The organism is Streptomyces sp. NPDC035033, from assembly GCF_040636735.1.
Lineage (GTDB): Bacteria > Actinomycetota > Actinomycetes > Streptomycetales > Streptomycetaceae > Streptomyces.
Genome location: NZ_JBEZUZ010000003.1, coordinates 24,249 through 43,013, shown reverse-complemented (window position 1 = coordinate 43,013; position 18,765 = coordinate 24,249). Strand labels below are relative to the sequence as shown.

Genomic DNA, 18,765 nt, shown 5'->3' with positions numbered 1-18,765 from the left:
GTGCGCGCGCTGCTGGACTCCCTGCCCGACACCCTGCCCCGGGACGAGATCCTGGCCATCAACAGCGGCTCGAACGCGCCCGCCACCGGGGTCCCGGCGGTGACCCCGCCGCCGCCCTACCCGCGCCCGCCCGGCTGGTGAGCGGGGAAGCCGCCCAGCGACCGCTTCAGGAAGTCGACCTGGAGCAGCAGCAGGTTCTCCGCCACCTGTTCCTGCGGGGTCATGTGCGTCACCCCCGACAGCGGCAGCACCTCGTGCGGCCGGCCCGCCGCGAGGAGCGCCGACGACAGCCGCAGCGCGTGCGCCACCACCACGTTGTCGTCCGCGAGCCCGTGCACGACCATCATCGGCCGGACCGGCTCCTCGGGCGCCGACAGGCCGTCGTCGGTGAGCAGCGACTGCGCCGCGTACACCTCGGGATCCGCCTCCGGGGTGCCGAGGTACCGCTCGGTGTAGTGGGTGTCGTACAGCCGCCAGTCCGTCACCGGCGCCCCCACCACCGCCGCGTGGAAGACGTCCGGCCGCCGCAGCACCGCGAGGCCCGCCAGATAGCCGCCGAACGACCAGCCGCGCACCGCCACCCGGTCCAGGTCCAGCGGGAACCGCTCCGCGAGCGCCCGCACCGCCGCCACCTGGTCCTCCAGCGTCACCGCGAAGTCCCGCAGCACCGCCTTCTCCCAGGCGGGCGAGCGCCACGGCGTGCCCCGGCCGTCCGCCACCACCACCGCGAAGCCCTGCTCGGCGAACCACTGCGAGGTCAGGTGCGCGTTGTGCGCGGCGACCACGCGGGGCCCGTGCGGGCCGCCGTACGGGTCCATCAGCACCGGCAGCGGTCCGTGCCCCTCCTCGTACCAGGACGGCAGCAGCACCGCGCAGGGGATCCGCCGTTCGCCCGCCTCCGTGAACACCGGCCGGGCCCGCAGCGGCGGTTCGGCCGCGTACGAGCCCACCACCGCCACCGGCTTCCCGTCGCGCAGCACCCGCGCCACCGCGCCCGCCGCGTCCGGCCGGGAGGAGACCAGGACGGTCACCGCGCCGCAGCGCACCGCCCCGTGCCAGCCCGTCCCCTCCGAGACCCGCTCCGCGCCCCGCGCCGACACCCGGTACACGTGCGCCTCGCCGGTCTCCGGCTCCTCGGCCGCCTCGCCCGCCGACGCCGACACCAGCACGTCGTCCGCGCCCACGTCGAGCACCGCCCGCACGTGCAGCCGGGCGTCCGTCAGCGTCTCGTCGCCCACCGACAGCGCCCGCGCCCCGGTCTCGTCGCCGACCCGCACGAGCCGCCCGTCCGGCGACCACGCCGGCACCCCCGGCAGCAGCTCCAGCCAGGCCGGGTCCTCCTCGGCCCGCACCGTCCCGGTCGTGCCGGAGGCCGTGTCCACCGCCAGCACCCGCTGGCTCCGCTGGTCCCGGGCCTGCACGAGCAGCAGCGGCGCGCCCGCCGCCGACCAGTGCACGCGCGCCAGGTACGGGAACCGCTCCCGGTCCCACAGCACCTCGGTGCGGGACCCGTCCAGGCCGTACAGGAAGAGCCGCACCTCCGCGTTGGGCGTCCCCGCCGCCGGGTACGCCACCCGCTGCGGCTCGCGGTCCGGGTGCGCCGGGTCCGCGATGAACCAGCGGCGCACCGCCCGGTCGTCCGCGTGGGCCACCAGGAGCCGGTCCGAGGCGGGCGACCACCAGAATCCGCGGTCCCGGCCCATCTCCTCCGAGGCGATGAATTCGGCCAATCCGCAGGTGCTGTGCCCGTCCTCCGGAACCGCCAGTTCCATGTCGCCGGAACCGTCCGCTCCGACCACCCGCAGCGTGCCTTCCGCCACGTACGCCACCCGCCGTCCGTCCGGCGAGGGGCGCGGGTCGATCACCGGCCCCGGCACCGGCAGCTCCCGCGTGGTCCCGGCCCGCAGCTCCGCCGTGAACAGCCGCCCGGACAGGGCGAACGCCGCGAGCTCCACCGCCGCGTCCACCGCGTACCCGACGATCCCCGCCGATCCCTCCCGGCTGCGCTCGCGCCGGGCCCGCTCCTGGGGGGACAGCTCCTCCTCGGCCCCCGCGAGCAGCGCCGACGGCTCCGCGACGAGCCGCTCCACCGGCTCCCCGCCGTCCGCCGGCAGGTCGAGCACCCACAGTCCGTGCGTCCGGTCCGTGCCGGAGCCGGAGCGCACGAAGACGATCCGCTCCCCGTCCGGGGAGACCGAGAAACCGCGCGGCACCCCCAGGCCGAACCGCTGGGTCCGGGCGTGCAGGCGCGGGAAGGAAAGCCCCACGGGTGGGGCGGACGAGTGCTGCTGAGACATGGTCATACGGCTGAAAGTAGCGCTGTACGCCCCCTCTGTGCGCCCGTACGCCGATCGATGCGGCGCCACGGATAGTTATGATCCGTAGCGCTTGGTGGGTGCCCATCCGTGGGTATGCACCCGGGTGAGCCGTCGAGCACATGCCCGAGGGCTCGGTCGTACGAACAACCGCTCGATCCCGTGCCCGAGAATCCGACCGAAGGTGGAGGTGAACCGCCGTGGCACTCTCGATCTCCGTGGTGGTGCTGCTGGCGATCGTCGTCTTCCTGCTGATCCGGAAATCCGGACTCAAAGCCGGTCACGCGGTGGTCTGCGCGCTCCTGGGCTTCTACCTCGCCAGTTCCTCCCTCTCCGACTCCATCTCCACCCTCACCACCAACGTGGCGAGCATGATCTCCGGGCTCAAGTTCTGACCCGGACGGTCACCCGCGGCCCCGCCTCGTAGGGTGGGGCCATGACCGATCTCCCCGCCCGTCGTCTGCTCCTCGTGCACGCGCACCCCGACGACGAGTCGATCAACAACGGCGCCACCATGGCCCGGTACGCGGCCGAAGGCGCCCTTGTCACCCTGGTCACCTGCACCCTGGGCGAGGAGGGCGAGGTCATCCCGCCCGGCCTGGCCCATCTGGCCCCCGACCGCGAGGACCGCCTCGGTCCGCACCGCGTCGGCGAACTCGCCGCCGCCATGGCCGCCCTCGGCGTCACCGACCACCGCTTCCTCGGCGGCGCGGGCCGCTTCCGCGACTCCGGCATGATGGGCGTCCCCCAGAACGAGCGCGCGAACGCCTTCTGGAACACGGACGTGGACACCGCCGCCGATCACCTCGTCGAGGTGATCCGCGAGACCCGCCCCCAGGTCCTCGTCACCTACGACCCCGACGGCGGCTACGGCCACCCCGACCACATCCAGGCCCACCGGGTCGCCATGCGCGCCGCCGACCTCGCCGCCGACCCCGGCCACCGCCCCGACCTCGGCCCCGCCCACGCCATCGCCAAGATCTACTGGAACCGGGTCCCGCGCCCCGTCGCCGAGGCCGGCTTCGCCCGCCTGGCCGCGGAGGGCTCCGCCTTCCCGCGGGCCGCCGTGATCGACGACGTCCCCGGAGTCGTCGACGAGGAGCGCGTCACCGCCGAGATCGACGGCGGCGACCTCGCCGCGGCCGGCTCGTACGCGGCCCGCAAGAGCGCCGCCATGGCCGCCCACGCCACCCAGGTCACCGTCGACGGCCCCTGGTTCGCCCTCTCCAACGACCTCGGCCAGCCCCTCTTCACCACCGAGTACTACGAACTCGTCCGCGGCACCTCCGGCGCCCCCGAGGGGCGGCGCGAGACCGACCTCTTCGCGGGCCTGCCCGACGACGGGGAGGCGACCGGCCGATGACCGCCCCCGCCGCCCGGTACGCCGCCTACGCCGGCCTCCTCGTCCTCGGCGCCGTCGTCGGCACCGCCGGGGCCCTCGTCCAGGCCGCCTGGTTCCCCCTCGGCCTGCTCCTCGCCCTCCTCGCCACCGCCGCCCTCTTCTACGGCGGCATGCGCGCCACCGGCACCCAGATCGGCCTCGCCGCGGCCGGCGGCGGCTGGCTGCTCGCCGTCGTCCTGCTGAGCTTCGGCCGCCCCGAGGGGGACGGGCTCTTCGGCGGCGGCCTCGGCGAGCTGCTCTTCCTCTTCGGCGGCATGGCCGCCGCTGTGATCTGCGCCACCGTCAGCAGGCTGCCGCAGAACACCCCGTGAAGCGCGCCGCGGGCCGCCCCGGGGCCACCCGCGGGCGGCCGGACTTCCCACCGGGCGGATAACCGGCGGCGCCGGACAGTATGGTGGTGCGCGCCGCCGAACCGCCCGGGACAGTACGAGCATCAGCAAGAGCGGGCGGCGGAGCCAACCGGGAGATCCTGCTTTGAGTCGTGAAACTGGTCGAGAGACCGACACTTCGTCCTCCGGCGCCCAGGGACGCGGCGGGGCCGCCTACCCGTCGGGAACCCAGCCGTACGGATCCCGCCAGTATCCGTCGCTCCACCCGACGCAGGACGCGCCGGAGGAGACCTCCGCCGCGCCCGCGCCGCCGGAGGAGCCGAAGACCGAGACCACCCTGACCACCCGGATCCGCATCAACATTCCGGGTTCGCGGCCGATCCCGCCCGTCGTGGTCCGCAAGCCCGTCGCCGGGGCCGCCGACGACGCCGCCCCGGCCGAGCCGGAGCAGGCCGCGCCGGCCCCCGAGCCCGAGCCGGAGCCGGCCCCCGCGCCGGCCGCGCCCGAGCCGCCGCAGGCCGCCGCCGAGGCCCCCAGGGCCAAGGAGACCAGCGACTGGTTCGCGCCGCGCAAGAACTCCGGCCCGGCCCCGGCCCCCACGGCCCCGGCCCCCGCCGCCCCGGCGGCCCCCGGCCCCAAGGCCCCCGGCGGCCCGCAGGCCCCCGGCACCGGCTTCGCGGGCTCCGCGACCGCCGGCGTGCCCACGGTCGGCAGCACGCCCTCCAGCCGCCCCGTCAGCAACCCGCTGTACGACACCGGCACCCTCCCCGGCTACGACGGCACCCCCGCCGCCGGCACGCCGGTGTACGACGGCCCCCAGCCCGGCCCCGCGCCGCAGTACGACGGCACCCCCGCGGGCGGCACGCCGGTGTACGACGGCACGCCGGCCGGCGGCACGCCCGCGTACGACGGCCGGCCCACCGGCCCGACCACGGGTCCGGTCAGCGGCCTCGCCGACCTCGGCGGCGGCGCGCCCGGACGGCCCGCCGCGCCCGGGCGCCCGGCCGGCCCCGCGCAGGGCGCTCCCGCGCCGGGCGGCCCCGGGCCGTTCGGCGCCGCCGGCGCGCCGCGGATGTCCGACGACACCGCGATCCTGACGCCCCAGCAGCCCGCCCCCGCGCCCGGCCCGGGCGCGGCCCGCCCGGGAGCCGGCGGCCCCCGGCGCGGCCCCGGCGGCCAGGTGTCCGGCGACACCCTCACGAACGGCATCCCGGTCGTGCCCCCGGCCGGCGGCCGCCCCGACCCGACCCCGCGCGTCGACGGGCACCGGGCCCCGGCGCCCGGCCCGCAGGACCGGGAGCAGGCCCCGAAGCCCGCCCCGGCCCCGAAGCCCGCCCCCGCGCCGGCCCCGGCCAAGAAGGGCCGCTCCAAGCTGGTCCTCGCCGCCGTCGCGGTCGTCGGCGCCGCCGGCGTCGCCTACGGCGCCGGACTCCTCCTCAACCACTCCGACGTCCCCAAGGGCACCACCGTCCTCGGCGTCGACATCGGCGGCGGCACGAAGGAGGAGGCCGTCAACAAGCTGGAGACGTCCCTCGGCAAGCGCGCCGCGACCCCGCTCCAGCTCAGCGTCGGCGGCAAGAAGGTCCAGCTCGCGCCCGACAAGGCCGGTCTCACCCTGGACAGCCAGGCGACCGTCCGGGCCGCCGCGGGCAGCGACTACAACCCGGTCTCGGTGATCGGCTCCCTCTTCGGCGGCGAGCGCGTCGCCAAGCCGGTCTTCCCGGTGGACGACGAGAAGCTCGCCGTCGCCCTGCGGGACCTCGCCGGCAGCTCCTCCTCGGCGACCGAGGCGACCATCCTGTTCGCCCCGAACAAGGTCACCGCCGTCGAGGGCAAGCCCGGCAAGGGCCTCGACATCCAGCGCTCGATGATCTCCGTCAAGGACGCCTTCCGCGCCCAGGTCGAGACCGGCGTCAACAAGGTCGTCGAACTCCCCGTCAGCGTCCGGCAGCCCACCGTGACCAAGGCCGAACTGGACCGGGCGATGAAGGAGTTCGCCCGGCCCGCCATGTCCGGCCGGATCACCATCCAGGCCGGCGGCAAGGCCATCGACTTCGGCCCGGCCCGCTCGCTGCCGCAGATCCTCTCCATGAAGGCCGTCGACGGCCACCTGGTGGAGGTCTACGACAAGAAGGCGATCACCCGCCTCCTCGAAGGCACCTTCGAGGGCGTCATGATCACCAAGGGCGACGGCTCGAAGCACGAGGTCTCCGCCGACGACGTCGCCTTCGCCATGCGCGACGCCCTCCGGGGGAAGACCAAGGCCGAGCGCACCGCGACGATCGACCTGTCGGGCAACGGCTGATCCCTCCGCCCCCGCCCGCCCGAGCGACCCCCGGCCTCCCCCGAGGCCGGGGGTCGCCCGCGTCGGAGGGCTGACGGGCGATCACCGGGGCGGAGCGCAAACCGTTTGGATCGTCCCGGGGACCGTGTCTAGACTCGGCGGCCTGGGAGCGGGGTCGTAGCACAGAGGTAATGCGCCGCGATGACATCTCGGAGGACGCCGGTTCGAATCCGGTCGCCCCGCTCCCTCCTCCACCCCCCGCTTCTTCCCTTCCGCCGCGCACGGCGCCCGCGTACGTTTGCCCCGTGATCACCCAGGAGCTCTCCGACGCCGAGGTCGCCGCGGCCGCCGCCCGGGCCGCCGCCGACGTCGTGCGCGACCTCTACGGACAGGACCTCGCCCGGGTCGACAAGGGCGGCGGCGACTTCGCGACCGGCGCCGACCTTGCCGCCGAACGGGCCGCTCTCGACGTGCTGCGCGCCGCCCGCCCCGACGACGCCGTCCTCGGCGAGGAGGGCGGCCGGCGGGGGGCGGCCGGAAGCGCCCGGGAATGGCTCGTGGACCCCCTCTGCGGCACCCTCAACTACGCCGTCGGGAACAAGCTCGTCGCCGTCAACGTGGCCCTGCGCGGCGGCGCGGCGGCCGTGGCGGACCCCTTCGGCGGCGAGGACGGCGAGGTGTTCCGCACCGACGGCACGCGCGCGTGGGGGCCGGACGGGAAGCCGCTGGCGCCCACCGCCGCCACCGGGCTCGTCGACGTGAACCTCGACCCGCCGTTCCCCGGCGCGCCCCGCTTCCGGGCCGTCGACCTGCTCGCCCACCCGGACTTCGTCGCCGGCTTCCGCCCCCGCGTGGTGTCCACGTCGCTCGCGCTCGCCTGGGTCGCGGCCGGGAAGCGGGCCGCGTACGTCACCGACGGCGGCGACCTGTCCGGCAGCGTCCACTTCGCCGCCGGCATCGCCCTGTGCCGGGCGGCCGGCTGCGTCGTCACCGGCCTCGACGGCACCCCGGTGGGGGAGGAGGGCGCCCGCGGACTCGTGGCGGCCGCCGACGCGCCCACCCACGCCCGCCTGATGGACCTGATCCGGAAGAACGCGTCCTAGTTGAGCCGCGCCCGCGCCGCCTGGGCCTTGTGGCGGATCGCGGCGGCGGAGTCCGGGTCCACCGCGTCCATGATCTGCGCGTACGCCTCCATCTCCGCCGCCCCGGTGAGGAAGTCGCCGCGCTGGACGAGGAGTTCCGCCCGCTCGTAGCGGAGCCGGGCCGGGTGGGAGGGGAGCAGCAGGGCCAGCTCCACCGCCCACAGGGCCACGTCGGAGCGCTCGGGCCGGGGGGCCGCCCAGGCGCGGATGTTGCCGAGGATCCGCAGCACGATCGCGCCGGGCTCGGCGGGCCGCAGCATCGAGCGGTCCAGGGCCTCGCCGGTCGCGCTCGCCACCAGCAGCTCGGCGTCCTCGGCGGTCATCGGCCGGCCGCCCGCGAAGGGGTCGGCGAGGTCCAGGTCGGCCGGGTCGCCGAAGCCCACGACGAAGTGGCCGGGCAGCCCGAGCCCGTACACGGGGGCGCCGGCCCGCCGGGCGACCTCCATCCACACCACGGACAGCAGGATCGGCAGGCCCCGGCGCCGCCGCAGCACCTCGTGGAGGAGGGAGGACTCCAGCCGCTGGTAGTCGGCGGGGACGCCCTCGAAGCCCTCGCGGCCGCCGAGGAGCGCCGCCAGCTCGTCCTTCCAGGCGCCGGTGAAGCGGGTGCCGTACGGGACGAGCCCGGCGAGCCGGTCCAGCTCGACGTCGGCCCCGACCAGGTCGTGCTCGGTGAGGGTGGGGTCGGCCACGGCGCAGATCAGCAGGCAGAGCCGGGCGAGGTCGGGCCGCTCGGACCGGGCCTCCTCCGCGAACTCCCGCCGCCGGTCGGGCGGCCGTTTCAGGGGATCCTCCGCGCTCACGCCGCGCTCACGCCTCCGGCTGCCGGTAGTGGTGGTAGTGGTGGTGCACCGCGAAGTCCATCCCCTCGTAGAGCGCCCGCGCGCCGTCGTTGTCGGCCTCGACCTGGAGCCAGGCCGCCGACGCGCCCTCGTCGAGGGCCCGCCCGGCGAGGGCGGCCATGACGGCGGTGGCCAGGCCCCGGCGGCGCGCCTCCGGAGCGACCTCCACCGCGAGGAAGCCCGCCCAGCGCCCGTCGACGACGCAACGCCCGATGGCGTCCGGTACTTCCCCGGTGCCCGCGACGGACGCGAACCACACGCTGGGGCCCGTCCCGAGGACGTGCCGCACCGCGGGCCCGACCCCGGAGAACCGCTGGTAGCGGCGGAGCCACGGCTCGTCGAAGGTCCGGGAGAGGCGGACCTCGACGGGGCCGGGCTCCCGGTCGGCGAGCGGCGCGAGGGCGGCGATCCGCAGCTCGGCGCTGATCTCGCGGGTCCAGCCGAGCCGTTCCAGCTCGGCGCAGAGCAGCTCCTGGGTGCCCTCGGCGCCGGTCGCGGTCTGCACGTACGCGGGCAGCTCCCGGTCCGCGTACCACTTCCGCACGTGCTCCAGCGCCTCGGCCACGGGCAGCCCGGGATCGCCCTCCGGGAGCACCGAGTTGGCGCGCCGGGTGAATCCGTCGGCCGCCCGCAGGGTCCACCCCCCGAGCCGCTCGCTCTCGACCGGCTGCCAGGCGCGCGCGGCGGCCCGGGACAGCTCCGGGAAGGTGGCGGCCGGGCCCCGGCGGCGGGCCGGCGCGGGAGGCGCGATCTTGCCCGCGACCAGGCGGAGTTCCGGGATCCGGACGGTCTCGCCGCTCTTTCGTGTGATCGTGATCACTCCGTCGTTCCAGGATGTGAGCACCCCGACGGCGTCGGTGAACCGTTCACCCGCCGAGGCGGACCCCGTCACGTACCGAACGGAGACACGTTTTCCCACGTCATCGCTGGTGACACGGACCTCAAGCCGTCCTCCGCCGGTGATTTCCACAGCTTCTGCGCCCCTCCTGTTCGGATCGCCCTCAAGAACGGAGATACTAGGTGCGGGCATCGACGACACCGCGCTCCCGCGCAGACCAGCCCTACCGAGGAGGAACGACAGCGTGACCTACGTCATCGCGCAGCCTTGTGTCGACGTCAAGGACAAGGCTTGCATCGAGGAGTGCCCCGTCGACTGCATCTACGAGGGCAAGCGATCTCTCTACATCCACCCGGACGAGTGCGTCGACTGTGGAGCCTGTGAGCCGGTCTGCCCGGTCGAGGCGATCTTCTACGAGGACGACACCCCGGAGGAGTGGAAGGACTACTACAAGGCGAACGTCGAGTTCTTCGACGAGCTGGGTTCGCCCGGTGGCGCCTCCAAGCTCGGCGAGATCGAGCGCGACCACCCCTTCATCGCCGCCCTGCCTCCGCAGAACGGCTGATCTTTCGTTGCACCCGCTCTCGGTCCCGTACGGCTCCGCCGCCGTACGGGACCGACGCGTATCGCGTACGTACTGAGGAAGTGAGCCATCCCGTGAGCGCAGTCTCTTCGCGCCTGCCCGTCTTCCCCTGGGACAAGCTGGAGCCGTACAAGGCGACCGCCCTGGCCCACCCGGACGGGATCGTGGACCTGTCGGTCGGCACCCCGGTCGACCCCGTCCCCGCGCTGATCCAGGAGGCCCTGGTGGCCGCCGCGGACACGCCGGGCTATCCGACGGTCTGGGGCACCCCCGCGCTGCGCGACGCGCTCACCGGCTGGTGCGGGCGGCGCCTCGGCGCCACCGGCCTCACCCACGGGAACGTGCTGCCGGTGGTCGGCTCCAAGGAGCTCGTCGCCTGGCTGCCGACCCAGCTCGGCCTCGGCGCCGGCGACCAGGTGGCGTACCCGCGGCTCGCCTACCCGACGTACGAGGTCGGGGCGCGGCTCTGCGGCGCGGAGCCGGTCGTCTACGACGACCCCGTCGCCGACCTCGACCCGGCCGCGGTGAAGCTGCTGTGGCTCAACTCCCCGTCCAACCCCACCGGGAAGGTCCTCGCCCAGGAGGAGCTGACCCGGATCGTCGCCTGGGCGCGCGAGCACGGCGTCCTCGTCTTCTCCGACGAGTGCTACCTGGAGCTGGGCTGGGAGGCCGACCCGGTCTCCGTCCTGCACCCGGACGTCTGCGGCGGCTCGTACGAGGGGATCGTCGCCGTCCACTCGCTCTCCAAGCGCTCCAACCTGGCCGGCTACCGGGCCGCGTTCATCGCCGGCGACGCGGCCGTCCTCGGCGAGCTGCTCCAGATCCGCAAGCACGGCGGGATGATGACCGCGGCCCCCGTCCAGGCCGCCACGGTCGCCGCCCTCGGCGACGACGCGCACGTCGCGGAGCAGCGCGGGCGGTACGCGGCCCGGCGCGCCGCCCTGCGGGCCGCCCTGGAGGCCCACGGCTTCCGCATCGAGCACTCCGAGGCGAGCCTCTACCTGTGGGCGACCCGCGACGAGCCCTGCTGGGACACGGTGGCGTACCTGGCCGGGAAGGGCGTCCTGGTGGCCCCGGGCGACTTCTACGGCGAGGCGGGCGCCCGCCACGTCCGGGTGGCCTTCACGGCGACGGACGAGCGCGTGGCGGCGGCGGTCAAGCGCCTCGGCTGACGGCGGCGGCACGGCGGTACGCGGAAGGGCCCGGGGCGCGTGTGCGACCCGGGCCCTTCCGCGTGCGTGCCGACGGTGCGGCCGCCGGCTCAGCCGACGGGCAGGCCGCCGAGCATCTGGCCGGCCGGGGCGCCGCCCAGCGCGCCGCCCGCGGGGGTGTTGCCGGCGCTCTCGGCGGCGGCGCCGGCGGTCTGGCCGAGGGCCTGGCCCGCGCTGCCCGCGGTCTCGCCCGCGATCTTCTGGGCCGCCGGGGTGGCGGTCTTGCCGGCCGCGCCCACGGCCTTGCCGGCGGCCGGGACGGCCGTGCCGACGGCCTCGCTGCCGGTCGCTCCGGCGACCCCGGTGGCGGTCCGCGCGGCACCGTCGACGGCCGAGCCCGTGCCGGCGGCGTCGAGGGCGGTCAGACCGCCGAGCGCGCCGGTCGGCGCGAGGTTCGGCTCCAGCGCGTTCGCGGAGCCGGCCGCACCGACCACGGGGGCTGCGCCGGCCGCGACGATCAGGGCGACACGGGCGATCCGGCGGGTCAGGGGGAGGGACATGGTGCTCCTTCGACGGAAGAGACGGTCAGGACGTTTGCGTCCGCGGGCTGCACAACCGAGGCGGGGGCGGGGGAGGTTGCGGGCGTCGAAGGTAAAGGCTGGGTAATGGGTCGTATTGTCGGGTGGGGAGGAAAGCGGACGAACGCCGCCCGCCCGGGCCCCGTGCCGAACCGTCACTCCTCTGACGCCCCAAGCCTCCCGCACACCTCACGGGCACCCCGGTCACCAGGGGGCCCGGGGGAGGGCCGATACCCCGCCCCGGGCGACCCCTCGCACGCCAGTCCGGACCGGGTCCACCCCGTGTCCGGGGCCCGGCGGCGCGGTGTCAGCGGGCCAGACGGAGCCGGACCGAGGAGGCGGGGGCCGAGGCGGCGGAGGCCGGCTCCCAGCCGCCGCCCGAGTCGTCCGCGTGCCAGACCCGGCCCGCGTACGCGACCTCCGCGACCCGCAGCGAGTCCGCCCGCGCCACCGCCCACTGCGCCAGCTCCCAGCCGCGCCGCTCCGGGCCCCGGACGGGCACGACGAGGACGGCGGGCTCCGCGGCCGAGCGCCCCGCGCTGGCGCCGCCGGAGACGGAGGTGGGGGCCGCGGCCTCGCCGAAGGCCCGCACCAGCTCCGTACGGACCCGGGCGGGATCGCCGGGACGGCCCTCCTCGACGTCCGCCGTGCACGACAGCGCGGCCGGCGTCCGCCCGGTCAGCGCCGCGGACAGCAGCGTCGCGTCCGGCTCGTGCTTCGCGTACGCCTGCGGGAAGCCGCTCTTCTGGACCTTCTGCGCCGCCACCGTCAGCGGCATCCGCGAGTAGCCGGGGACCTTCTCCAGCCCCTCGTAGAACTTCCCCGCCGAGTACACCGGGTCCATGATCTGCTCCGGCGTGCCCCAGCCCATCGACGGCCGCTGCTGGAACAGGCCGAGCGAGTCCCGGTCGCCGTGCCGGATGTTGCGCAGCGCCGACTCCTGGAGCGCGGTCGCGAGCGCGATCGTCACCGCCCGCTCCGGCAGCCCCCGGGACGTCCCCACCGCCGCGATCGTCGCCGCGTTCGACGCCTGCTCGGGGGTGAACTCGTACCGGCCGCCGCCGCTCCCCACGGCGCACCGGGGCGCGCCCTTGCTCCCGGTCACCTGGTGGACGGCGATGTACGACGCGAGGCCGCACAGGACGGCGAGCGCGACGGCCGAACGGGCGAGACGGCCGCGGCGGGCGGGGCGGGGGGACTCGGACACGGGGCCCACCGTACTGGAGGCCGGGTTAGGGTCGGCATATGGCTGACATCACCGTGCAGGAGACCCCGCTCGACCTCACCCTGGACGGGGCCGCGCTCACCGCCGCGCTCGTCGACTTCCCCTCCGTCAGCGGGACCGAGAAGCCGCTCGCCGACGCCATCGAGCGGGCCCTGCGCGCCCTGCCCCACCTCCGCGTCGACCGCCACGGCAACAACGTCGTCGCCCGGACCTCCCTCGGCCGCGCCGAGCGGGTCGTCCTCGCCGGCCACATCGACACCGTGCCGATCGCCGACAACGTCCCCTCCCGGCTCGACGGGGACGGCGTCCTGTGGGGCTGCGGCACCTCCGACATGAAGTCCGGCGTCGCCGTCCAGCTCCGGATCGCCGCCACCGTCCCCGCGCCCAACCGCGACCTCACCTTCGTCTTCTACGACAACGAGGAGGTCGCCGCCGACCTCAACGGCCTCGGGAAGATCGCCGCCGCCCACCCCGACTGGCTGGAGGGCGACTTCGCCGTCCTCCTGGAGCCCTCCGACGGGCAGGTCGAGGGCGGCTGCCAGGGCACCCTCCGCGTCGTCCTGCACACGGCCGGCGAGCGCGCCCACTCCGCCCGCTCCTGGATGGGCTCCAACGCCATCCACGCCGCCGCGCCGATCCTCGCCCGCCTCGCCGCCTACGAGCCGCGCAAGCCGGTCATCGACGGCCTGGAGTACCACGAGGGGCTCAACGCGGTCGCGATCCAGGGCGGCGTCGCCACCAACGTCATCCCCGACGCCTGCACGGTCACCGTCAACTACCGGTACGCCCCCGACCGCTCCCCGGCCGAGGCGCTGGCGCACGTCCGCGAGGTCTTCGCCGACTGCGGCGTCACCGAGTTCGTCGTCGACGACGAGAGCCCCGGCGCCCTGCCCGGCCTCTCCCACCCGGCCGCCGAGGCCTTCATGAAGGCCGTCGGCGGCACCGCCATGCCCAAGTTCGGCTGGACCGACGTCTCCCGCTTCAGCGCGCTCGGCGTCCCCGCCGTCAACTACGGACCCGGCGACCCGATCTACGCGCACAAGCGGGACGAGCACGTGCACGTCGACCGGATCCACCACTGCGAGGCACGGCTCCGCGACTGGCTGACCGCCCGTCTCCCGTAATTTCGCGTTTCGTCACCTCAGGAGTCCTACCCTGGCCCGACAGAAAGATCGTGGAACGGCGGAGGGAGCAGGCCATGGGCATTCCCGAGGGAATGGCGAAGCCGGAGGAACAGCGCCTCGGACCGGTGCTGAGGCGGAGGGACCAGGTCCAGCCGGGCACCACGGACCAGCGGCTGCTCGACACCGAGGGCGACTCGGAGTGGGTGCACACCGACCCCTGGCGGGTCATGCGGATCCAGTCCGAGTTCGTCGAGGGCTTCGGCGCCCTCGCCGAACTGCCCGGCGCGATCAGCGTCTTCGGCTCGGCCCGGACGAAGCCCGACTCGCCCGAGTACGAGGCGGGCGTGCGGATCGGCCGGGCGCTCGTCGAGGCGGGCTTCGCCGTCATCACGGGCGGCGGCCCGGGCGCCATGGAGGCGGCCAACAAGGGCGCCCGGGAGGCGAAGGGCATCTCGGTCGGCCTCGGCATCGAGCTCCCCTTCGAGCAGGGGCTCAACCAGCACGTCGACATCGGCGTGAACTTCCGGTACTTCTTCGTCCGCAAGACGATGTTCGTGAAGTACGCGCAGGGCTTCGTCGTCCTGCCCGGCGGCCTCGGCACCCTCGACGAGCTCTTCGAGGCGCTGACCCTGGTGCAGACCCGCAAGGTGACCCGCTTCCCGATCGTGCTCTTCGGCAGCGCGTACTGGAAGGGCCTCGTCGACTGGCTGAAGGACACGGTCGTCGCCGGCGGCAAGGCGTCCGAGCACGACCTGCTCCTCTTCCACGTCACGGACGACGTGGAGGAGGCGGTCGCGCTCGTCACCAAGGAGGTCGGCCGCTAGACCCTCCGGGTCCGGCGGGGCCGGGGCTCAGGCCAGGCCCCGCCGGGCGACCGCCGGCGCGCGGTGGCCGGCGATCGTCGCCACCATGTCGAGGACCTGCTTCGTCTCGGCGACCTCGTGGACGCGGTAGACCCGCGCGCCCAGCCAGGCCGAGACGGCCGTCGTCGCCAGGGTGCCGAGGACCCGCTCCTTCACCGGGCGGTCCAGGGTCTCGCCGACGAAGTCCTTGTTGGACAGCGACACCAGCACCGGCCAGCCCGTCTCCGTCATCTCGCCGAGGCGGCGGGTCGCCTCCAGGCTGTGCCGGGTGTTCTTCCCGAAGTCGTGGCCCGGGTCGATCATGATGCCGTCCCGCCGCACGCCCAGCGCGACCGCCCGCTCGGCCAGGCCCACGGTGACCCGCAGGATGTCGGCCATCACGTCCTCGTACTCGACCCGGTGCGGCCGGGTGCGCGGCTCGGCGCCGCCCGCGTGGGTGCAGACGAGACCGGCGCCGTACTTCGCGGCGACCTCCGCGAGCCCCGGGTCGACCCCGCCCCAGGCGTCGTTGAGCAGGTCCGCGCCGGCCTCGCAGACCGCCGCGCCGACGTCGGCCCGCCAGGTGTCGACGCTGATCACCACGTCGGGGTGGCGGCGGCGGACCTCGGCGACGAAGCCGACCGTGCGGCGGGCCTCCTCCTCGGCCGTGACCTCCTCGCCGGGGCCGGCCTTGACCCCGCCGATGTCGATGATCGCGGCGCCCTCGGCCACCGCCCGCTCGACCCGGGCGAGCGCCGGCTCGTCGCGGAAGGTCGCGCCCTGGTCGTAGAAGGAGTCCGGGGTCCGGTTCACGATCGCCATGATCACCGGCTCGTGCGGCCCGAATTCACGCCGTCCCAAGCGCAGCATCCCTTATGTCCTCCCTCACCGCCGCTCACCTGCGTCGTCTGTGACCCTAACCGCCGGTGGCGCATGGCACGATCGGCACGGGACGTTTTCCACCTGGGGAGAGGCGCGCTGGTGTTCTGGTTCCTGCTCATCACGATGGTCGTGGTCGTCGCGGCCGTGACCCTCGCCGTGGTCGGCGGCGGCGACAGCGAGGTGCTGCCCGAGGCGGCCCCCGAGCAGCTGGTGGACCCGCTGCCGCTGACCCGCCCGGTGGACCGGGCCGACGTCGAGGCGCTGCGGCTGCCGGTCGCCGCCCGCGGCTACCGGATGGAGGACGTCGACGACGTCCTGGACCGGCTCGCCGCCGAGCTCGCCGAGCGCGACGCCCGGATCGCGGAGCTGGAGTCCGCCCTCGCGGGCGCGGCGGGCGACGGGGCGGCCGAGGGCGACGGGCGATGAGCGGCGGCGCGATCCCCGGCCCCGACGGGCTGCCGCGCTGCCCCTGGGGCCTGTCCACCGAGGACTACACGGTCTACCACGACGAGGAGTGGGGCCGCCCGGTCCACGGCGACGACGCCCTCTTCGAGCGGCTCTGCCTGGAGGCCTTCCAGTCGGGCCTGTCCTGGATCACGATCCTGCGCCGCCGGGAGGGCTTCCGCCGCGCCTTCGCGGGCTTCCGCATCGCGGCGGTCGCCGGCTTCGGGGACGCCGACCGGGAGCGGCTCCTCGCCGACGAGGGCATCATCCGCAACCGCGCCAAGATCGACGCGACCCTCGCCAACGCGAAGCTGCTCGCCGGCTGGTCCCCGGGCGAACTGGACGCCCTGATCTGGTCGTACGCCCCCGATCCGGAGACCCGCCCGGCGCCCCGCACCCTCGCGGACGTCCCGGCCGTCACCGACGAGTCCACGGCCCTGTCGAAGGCCCTGAAGAAGCGCGGCGTCCGCTTCGTCGGCCCGACCACGGCCTACGCCCTCATGCAGGCGTGCGGCCTGGTCGACGACCACCTCGCCCAGTGCGCGGCCCGGGGCGGGCGACGGGTCGCCGCCCCGGCCTAGCGGCCCAGGTACTTCGGCTTCTCCTTGGCGAGGAAGGCGCGGACCGCGATGGTGTGGTCCTCCGAGGCGCCGGCCAGGGTCTGGAGCTCGTCCTCCTTGTCGAGCGCCTCGGACAGGGAGTGGTCGGCGCCGTAGGCGACGGAGGCCTTCAGGGCCGCGTAGGCGACCGTGGGGCCCCCGGCGAGCTTCCGGGCGAGCTTCTCCGCCTCGGCGGCCAGCTCGGCGGCCGGGACCAGGCGGTTCACGATGCCCAGCTCGTACGCCTCCTGGGCGGTGACCGTGCGCGGGAAGAGCAGCAGGTCGACGGCGCGGCTCCGGCCGATGAGGCGGGGGAGCGTCCAGGACACGCCGGAGTCGGCGGTGAGGGCCACGCCGGCGAAGGAGGTGTTGAAGGTCGCGGTGTCGGCGACGATCCGGTAGTCGGCGGCGAGCGCGAAGCCGAAGCCGGCGCCGGCGGCGACGCCGTTCACCGCGGCGACCACCGGCTTCTCCATGCCGGCGAGCGCGCGGACGATCGGGTTGTAGTGGTCCCGGACCGTGGACATGGTGGTGCCGGTGCCCGACTCCTGGTCCTGGAGCAGCAGGCCGACGTGCTCCTTCAGGTCCTGGCCGACGCAGAACGCCCGGTCGCCCGCCGCCGTGAGCAGCACGGCCCGGACCGCCGGGTCGGCGGCGGCCGCCTCGGCCGCGTCCCGCAGCGCGACCTTCGCCTCGATGTTCAGCGCGTTCATGGCCTCGGGCCGGTTGAGCGTGATGGTGGCGAGCCCGTCGCTCACCTCGTACAGGACCGTGTCGGCCATCGGGACCCCTTCGTCTCGTCTGTCTCGCGTGGGCTGATCCCGCCCAGCATGACGGAGATCACCCGTACCGCCCATGTGAGCTGCGTCAAAGAATCGGGGTCCGCGGGACGACCCGCGGCGGCGAAGTATCGCAGGCCCGACGCCGAAATGTGGGGTTTTGCGGGAGCGCGTTGCCCAAGCGATGCGGATCGATGTTGGTCATCGGGTCCTGCGATGCGGGATAATGACCTGGAAGCAATGTGTTCGAAGCCGGTGACGCGTGCTCCGCGGTACGGAGCTGCCCGGCTGACGATGAGCTGGTTTCAGGAAGGGGAACGAGCATGGCGGCCATGAAGCCGCGGACGGGTGACGGCCCGCTCGAGGTGACCAAGGAGGGGCGGGGCATCGTCATGCGCGTTCCGCTCGAAGGCGGCGGTCGGCTCGTGGTCGAGCTGACCCCGGACGAGGCCGAGGCGCTCGGCGACGCCCTGAAGAAGGTCGTCGGCTGACCCTCCCCTTATTCCTGCACCGCTGCCCCGGTACGGCCCCGCCGTCCGGGGCAGCGGCGTGCCGGGGGCCGGAGCCGGTGACCGGGGCCGGGGCCGGTGACCGGGGAGGGGCTCAGCCCCGCCGCACCGCGCACAGCAGGCCGTCGCCCACCGGCAGCAGGGTCGGCAGCAGCTGGGAGCTCTCCCGGACCGTGCGCAGCAGCTCGCGGACCCGCTGCACCTCGGCCGGCTGGGCGCCGGAGTCCACCGTGCGGCCCTCCGCGAAGACGCCCTCGAAGCAGACCAGACCCCCAGGTCGGAGCAGGCGCAACGATTCAGCGAGATAGTCCGGGTACTCCTCGCGGTCGCCGTCGCAGAAGACGAGGTCGTACCCGCCGTCCGCCAGCCTCGGCAGCACGTCCAGCGCCCGGCCCGGGATGAACCGCGCCCGGTTGCCCGCGAACCCCGCCGCCCGGAACGCCGTCTTCGCGAACTGCTGGTGCTCCGGCTGCACGTCCACGGTGGTCAGGGTGCCGTCCGGCCGCATCCCGAGCAGCAGGTAGATGCCCGACACGCCCGTGCCGGTACCGATCTCGGCCACCGCCTTGGCGTCCGCCGAGGCCGCCAGCAGACGCAGTGCCGCGCCGGTGCCCGGCGACACCGAGGGCAGCCCTGTCTCCCGGGCGCGCTCACGGGCCCAGCGCAGTGCCTCGTCCTCGGCGACAAAGGCCTCGGCGAGCGCCCAGTCCGTCTGCCGGTTGGCGGTAATGACCCTCTCCTGTCCCCTTAGTTGGCGCAACGGTGACTGTATCCGCTGTCAGCGGGAACCCGCAGATGGGACCGGGCGTTCACCAGGGGTGAGGACGCGTGGGAAGCCGGCACGTGACGCCGGTTCAAATGCGCGTAAAGATTCTTATCCGGAGCTAACGGGCGAGG

At 74.9% G+C, this 18,765-nt stretch carries 21 protein-coding genes and 1 tRNA gene; 14 read left to right on the top strand and 8 right to left on the bottom strand.

The features are described 5' to 3' along the window. Positions 1 to 141, top strand: a complete 141-nt coding sequence (locus AB0E83_RS02665) for a hypothetical protein (protein ID WP_362104734.1) — start codon at positions 1 to 3, stop codon at positions 139 to 141. Here the strand turns inward: AB0E83_RS02665 and AB0E83_RS02660 are convergent. Beyond that, positions 117 to 2,303, bottom strand: a complete 2,187-nt coding sequence (locus tag AB0E83_RS02660; protein ID WP_362104731.1) for a prolyl oligopeptidase family serine peptidase — start codon at positions 2,301 to 2,303, stop codon at positions 117 to 119. The genes AB0E83_RS02665 and AB0E83_RS02660 overlap by 25 nt on opposite strands. A gap of 212 nt (positions 2,304 to 2,515) precedes the next feature. On the opposite strand from AB0E83_RS02660, the gene AB0E83_RS02655 reads away from it, so the two are divergent. The 6 genes from AB0E83_RS02655 (at position 2,516) to AB0E83_RS02630 (ending at position 7,433) form a co-directional block, all read left to right on the top strand. Further along, positions 2,516 to 2,710: a hypothetical protein gene (locus AB0E83_RS02655; RefSeq protein ID WP_362104728.1), complete on the top strand. Its 195-nt coding sequence runs from the start codon at positions 2,516 to 2,518 to the stop codon at positions 2,708 to 2,710. Between the two features lie 41 nt (positions 2,711 to 2,751). Then, complete coding sequence (gene mshB / locus AB0E83_RS02650; RefSeq protein WP_362104725.1) at positions 2,752 to 3,678, top strand: N-acetyl-1-D-myo-inositol-2-amino-2-deoxy-alpha-D-glucopyranoside deacetylase; 927 nt, start codon at positions 2,752 to 2,754, stop codon at positions 3,676 to 3,678. Then, complete coding sequence (locus AB0E83_RS02645) at positions 3,675 to 4,028, top strand: DUF6113 family protein (protein ID WP_362104723.1); 354 nt, start codon at positions 3,675 to 3,677, stop codon at positions 4,026 to 4,028. Before mshB ends, AB0E83_RS02645 begins: the two co-directional genes overlap by 4 nt. Before the next feature lie 163 nt (positions 4,029 to 4,191). After that, positions 4,192 to 6,351 (top strand): hypothetical protein, encoded by a 2,160-nt coding sequence (locus AB0E83_RS02640; RefSeq protein ID WP_362104720.1) that lies wholly within the window; start codon positions 4,192 to 4,194, stop codon positions 6,349 to 6,351. Between the two features lie 148 nt (positions 6,352 to 6,499). After that, a tRNA-Val gene (locus tag AB0E83_RS02635) sits at positions 6,500 to 6,574 on the top strand. 61 nt (positions 6,575 to 6,635) lie between these two features. After that, a complete protein-coding gene (locus tag AB0E83_RS02630; RefSeq protein WP_362104717.1) occupies positions 6,636 to 7,433 on the top strand; it encodes an inositol monophosphatase family protein in 798 nt (265 codons plus the stop codon). Here the strand turns inward: AB0E83_RS02630 and AB0E83_RS02625 are convergent. Together AB0E83_RS02625 and AB0E83_RS02620 are read right to left on the bottom strand one after the other, a co-directional pair. Further along, positions 7,430 to 8,275 carry a transglutaminase-like domain-containing protein gene (locus AB0E83_RS02625; RefSeq protein WP_362104714.1) on the bottom strand — a complete coding sequence of 282 codons (846 nt, stop codon included), beginning with the start codon at positions 8,273 to 8,275 and terminating at the stop codon, positions 7,430 to 7,432. The two genes, AB0E83_RS02630 and AB0E83_RS02625, sit on opposite strands and share 4 nt — an antisense overlap. A gap of 7 nt (positions 8,276 to 8,282) precedes the next feature. After that, entirely contained in the window at positions 8,283 to 9,284 is a 1,002-nt protein-coding gene (locus AB0E83_RS02620; protein ID WP_362104712.1) for a GNAT family N-acetyltransferase, read from the bottom strand. Positions 9,285 to 9,396: 112 nt separating this feature from the next. On the opposite strand from AB0E83_RS02620, the gene fdxA reads away from it, so the two are divergent. Continuing rightward, positions 9,397 to 9,717: a ferredoxin gene (gene fdxA, locus AB0E83_RS02615; RefSeq protein WP_015035968.1), complete on the top strand. Its 321-nt coding sequence runs from the start codon at positions 9,397 to 9,399 to the stop codon at positions 9,715 to 9,717. A 92-nt stretch (positions 9,718 to 9,809) separates the two neighbouring features. Further along, positions 9,810 to 10,907 carry a succinyldiaminopimelate transaminase gene (gene dapC, locus AB0E83_RS02610; RefSeq protein ID WP_362104709.1) on the top strand — a complete coding sequence of 366 codons (1,098 nt, stop codon included), beginning with the start codon at positions 9,810 to 9,812 and terminating at the stop codon, positions 10,905 to 10,907. A gap of 89 nt (positions 10,908 to 10,996) precedes the next feature. Here dapC and AB0E83_RS02605 read toward each other — a convergent pair whose 3' ends face one another. Further along, the gene (locus tag AB0E83_RS02605) at positions 10,997 to 11,446 is read right to left on the bottom strand and encodes an ATP-binding protein (RefSeq protein WP_362104706.1); all 450 of its coding nucleotides are present in this window, start codon (positions 11,444 to 11,446) and stop codon (positions 10,997 to 10,999) included. A 325-nt stretch (positions 11,447 to 11,771) separates the two neighbouring features. Further along, entirely contained in the window at positions 11,772 to 12,680 is a 909-nt protein-coding gene (locus AB0E83_RS02600) for a hypothetical protein (RefSeq protein WP_362104703.1), read from the bottom strand. 29 nt (positions 12,681 to 12,709) lie between these two features. Here AB0E83_RS02600 and dapE point away from each other — a divergent pair, with 29 nt between their 5' ends. After that, complete coding sequence (gene dapE / locus AB0E83_RS02595; protein WP_362104700.1) at positions 12,710 to 13,813, top strand: succinyl-diaminopimelate desuccinylase; 1,104 nt, start codon at positions 12,710 to 12,712, stop codon at positions 13,811 to 13,813. Between the two features lie 74 nt (positions 13,814 to 13,887). After that, on the top strand, positions 13,888 to 14,637 hold the full coding sequence (locus tag AB0E83_RS02590; protein WP_362104697.1) for a TIGR00730 family Rossman fold protein: 750 nt from the start codon (positions 13,888 to 13,890) through the stop codon (positions 14,635 to 14,637). A gap of 27 nt (positions 14,638 to 14,664) precedes the next feature. Here AB0E83_RS02590 and folP read toward each other — a convergent pair whose 3' ends face one another. After that, positions 14,665 to 15,525 (bottom strand): dihydropteroate synthase, encoded by an 861-nt coding sequence (folP, locus tag AB0E83_RS02585; protein WP_362104695.1) that lies wholly within the window; start codon positions 15,523 to 15,525, stop codon positions 14,665 to 14,667. Between the two features lie 111 nt (positions 15,526 to 15,636). Here folP and AB0E83_RS02580 point away from each other — a divergent pair, with 111 nt between their 5' ends. Both AB0E83_RS02580 and AB0E83_RS02575 read left to right on the top strand, forming a co-directional pair. Then, the gene (locus AB0E83_RS02580) at positions 15,637 to 15,963 is read left to right on the top strand and encodes a DivIVA domain-containing protein (RefSeq protein ID WP_362105096.1); all 327 of its coding nucleotides are present in this window, start codon (positions 15,637 to 15,639) and stop codon (positions 15,961 to 15,963) included. Beyond that, complete coding sequence (locus AB0E83_RS02575; protein ID WP_362104692.1) at positions 15,960 to 16,562, top strand: DNA-3-methyladenine glycosylase I; 603 nt, start codon at positions 15,960 to 15,962, stop codon at positions 16,560 to 16,562. Before AB0E83_RS02580 ends, AB0E83_RS02575 begins: the two co-directional genes overlap by 4 nt. On the opposite strand, the gene AB0E83_RS02570 is transcribed toward AB0E83_RS02575, so the two are convergent. Further along, positions 16,559 to 17,362, bottom strand: a complete 804-nt coding sequence (locus AB0E83_RS02570) for an enoyl-CoA hydratase-related protein (RefSeq protein WP_362104689.1) — start codon at positions 17,360 to 17,362, stop codon at positions 16,559 to 16,561. The genes AB0E83_RS02575 and AB0E83_RS02570 overlap by 4 nt on opposite strands. A gap of 320 nt (positions 17,363 to 17,682) precedes the next feature. Here AB0E83_RS02570 and AB0E83_RS02565 point away from each other — a divergent pair, with 320 nt between their 5' ends. Beyond that, positions 17,683 to 17,850 (top strand): DUF3117 domain-containing protein, encoded by a 168-nt coding sequence (locus AB0E83_RS02565; protein WP_009997451.1) that lies wholly within the window; start codon positions 17,683 to 17,685, stop codon positions 17,848 to 17,850. 112 nt (positions 17,851 to 17,962) lie between these two features. Here AB0E83_RS02565 and AB0E83_RS02560 read toward each other — a convergent pair whose 3' ends face one another. Continuing rightward, positions 17,963 to 18,628 (bottom strand): O-methyltransferase, encoded by a 666-nt coding sequence (locus AB0E83_RS02560; protein ID WP_362104686.1) that lies wholly within the window; start codon positions 18,626 to 18,628, stop codon positions 17,963 to 17,965. Positions 18,629 to 18,765: the final 137 nt, after the last annotated feature.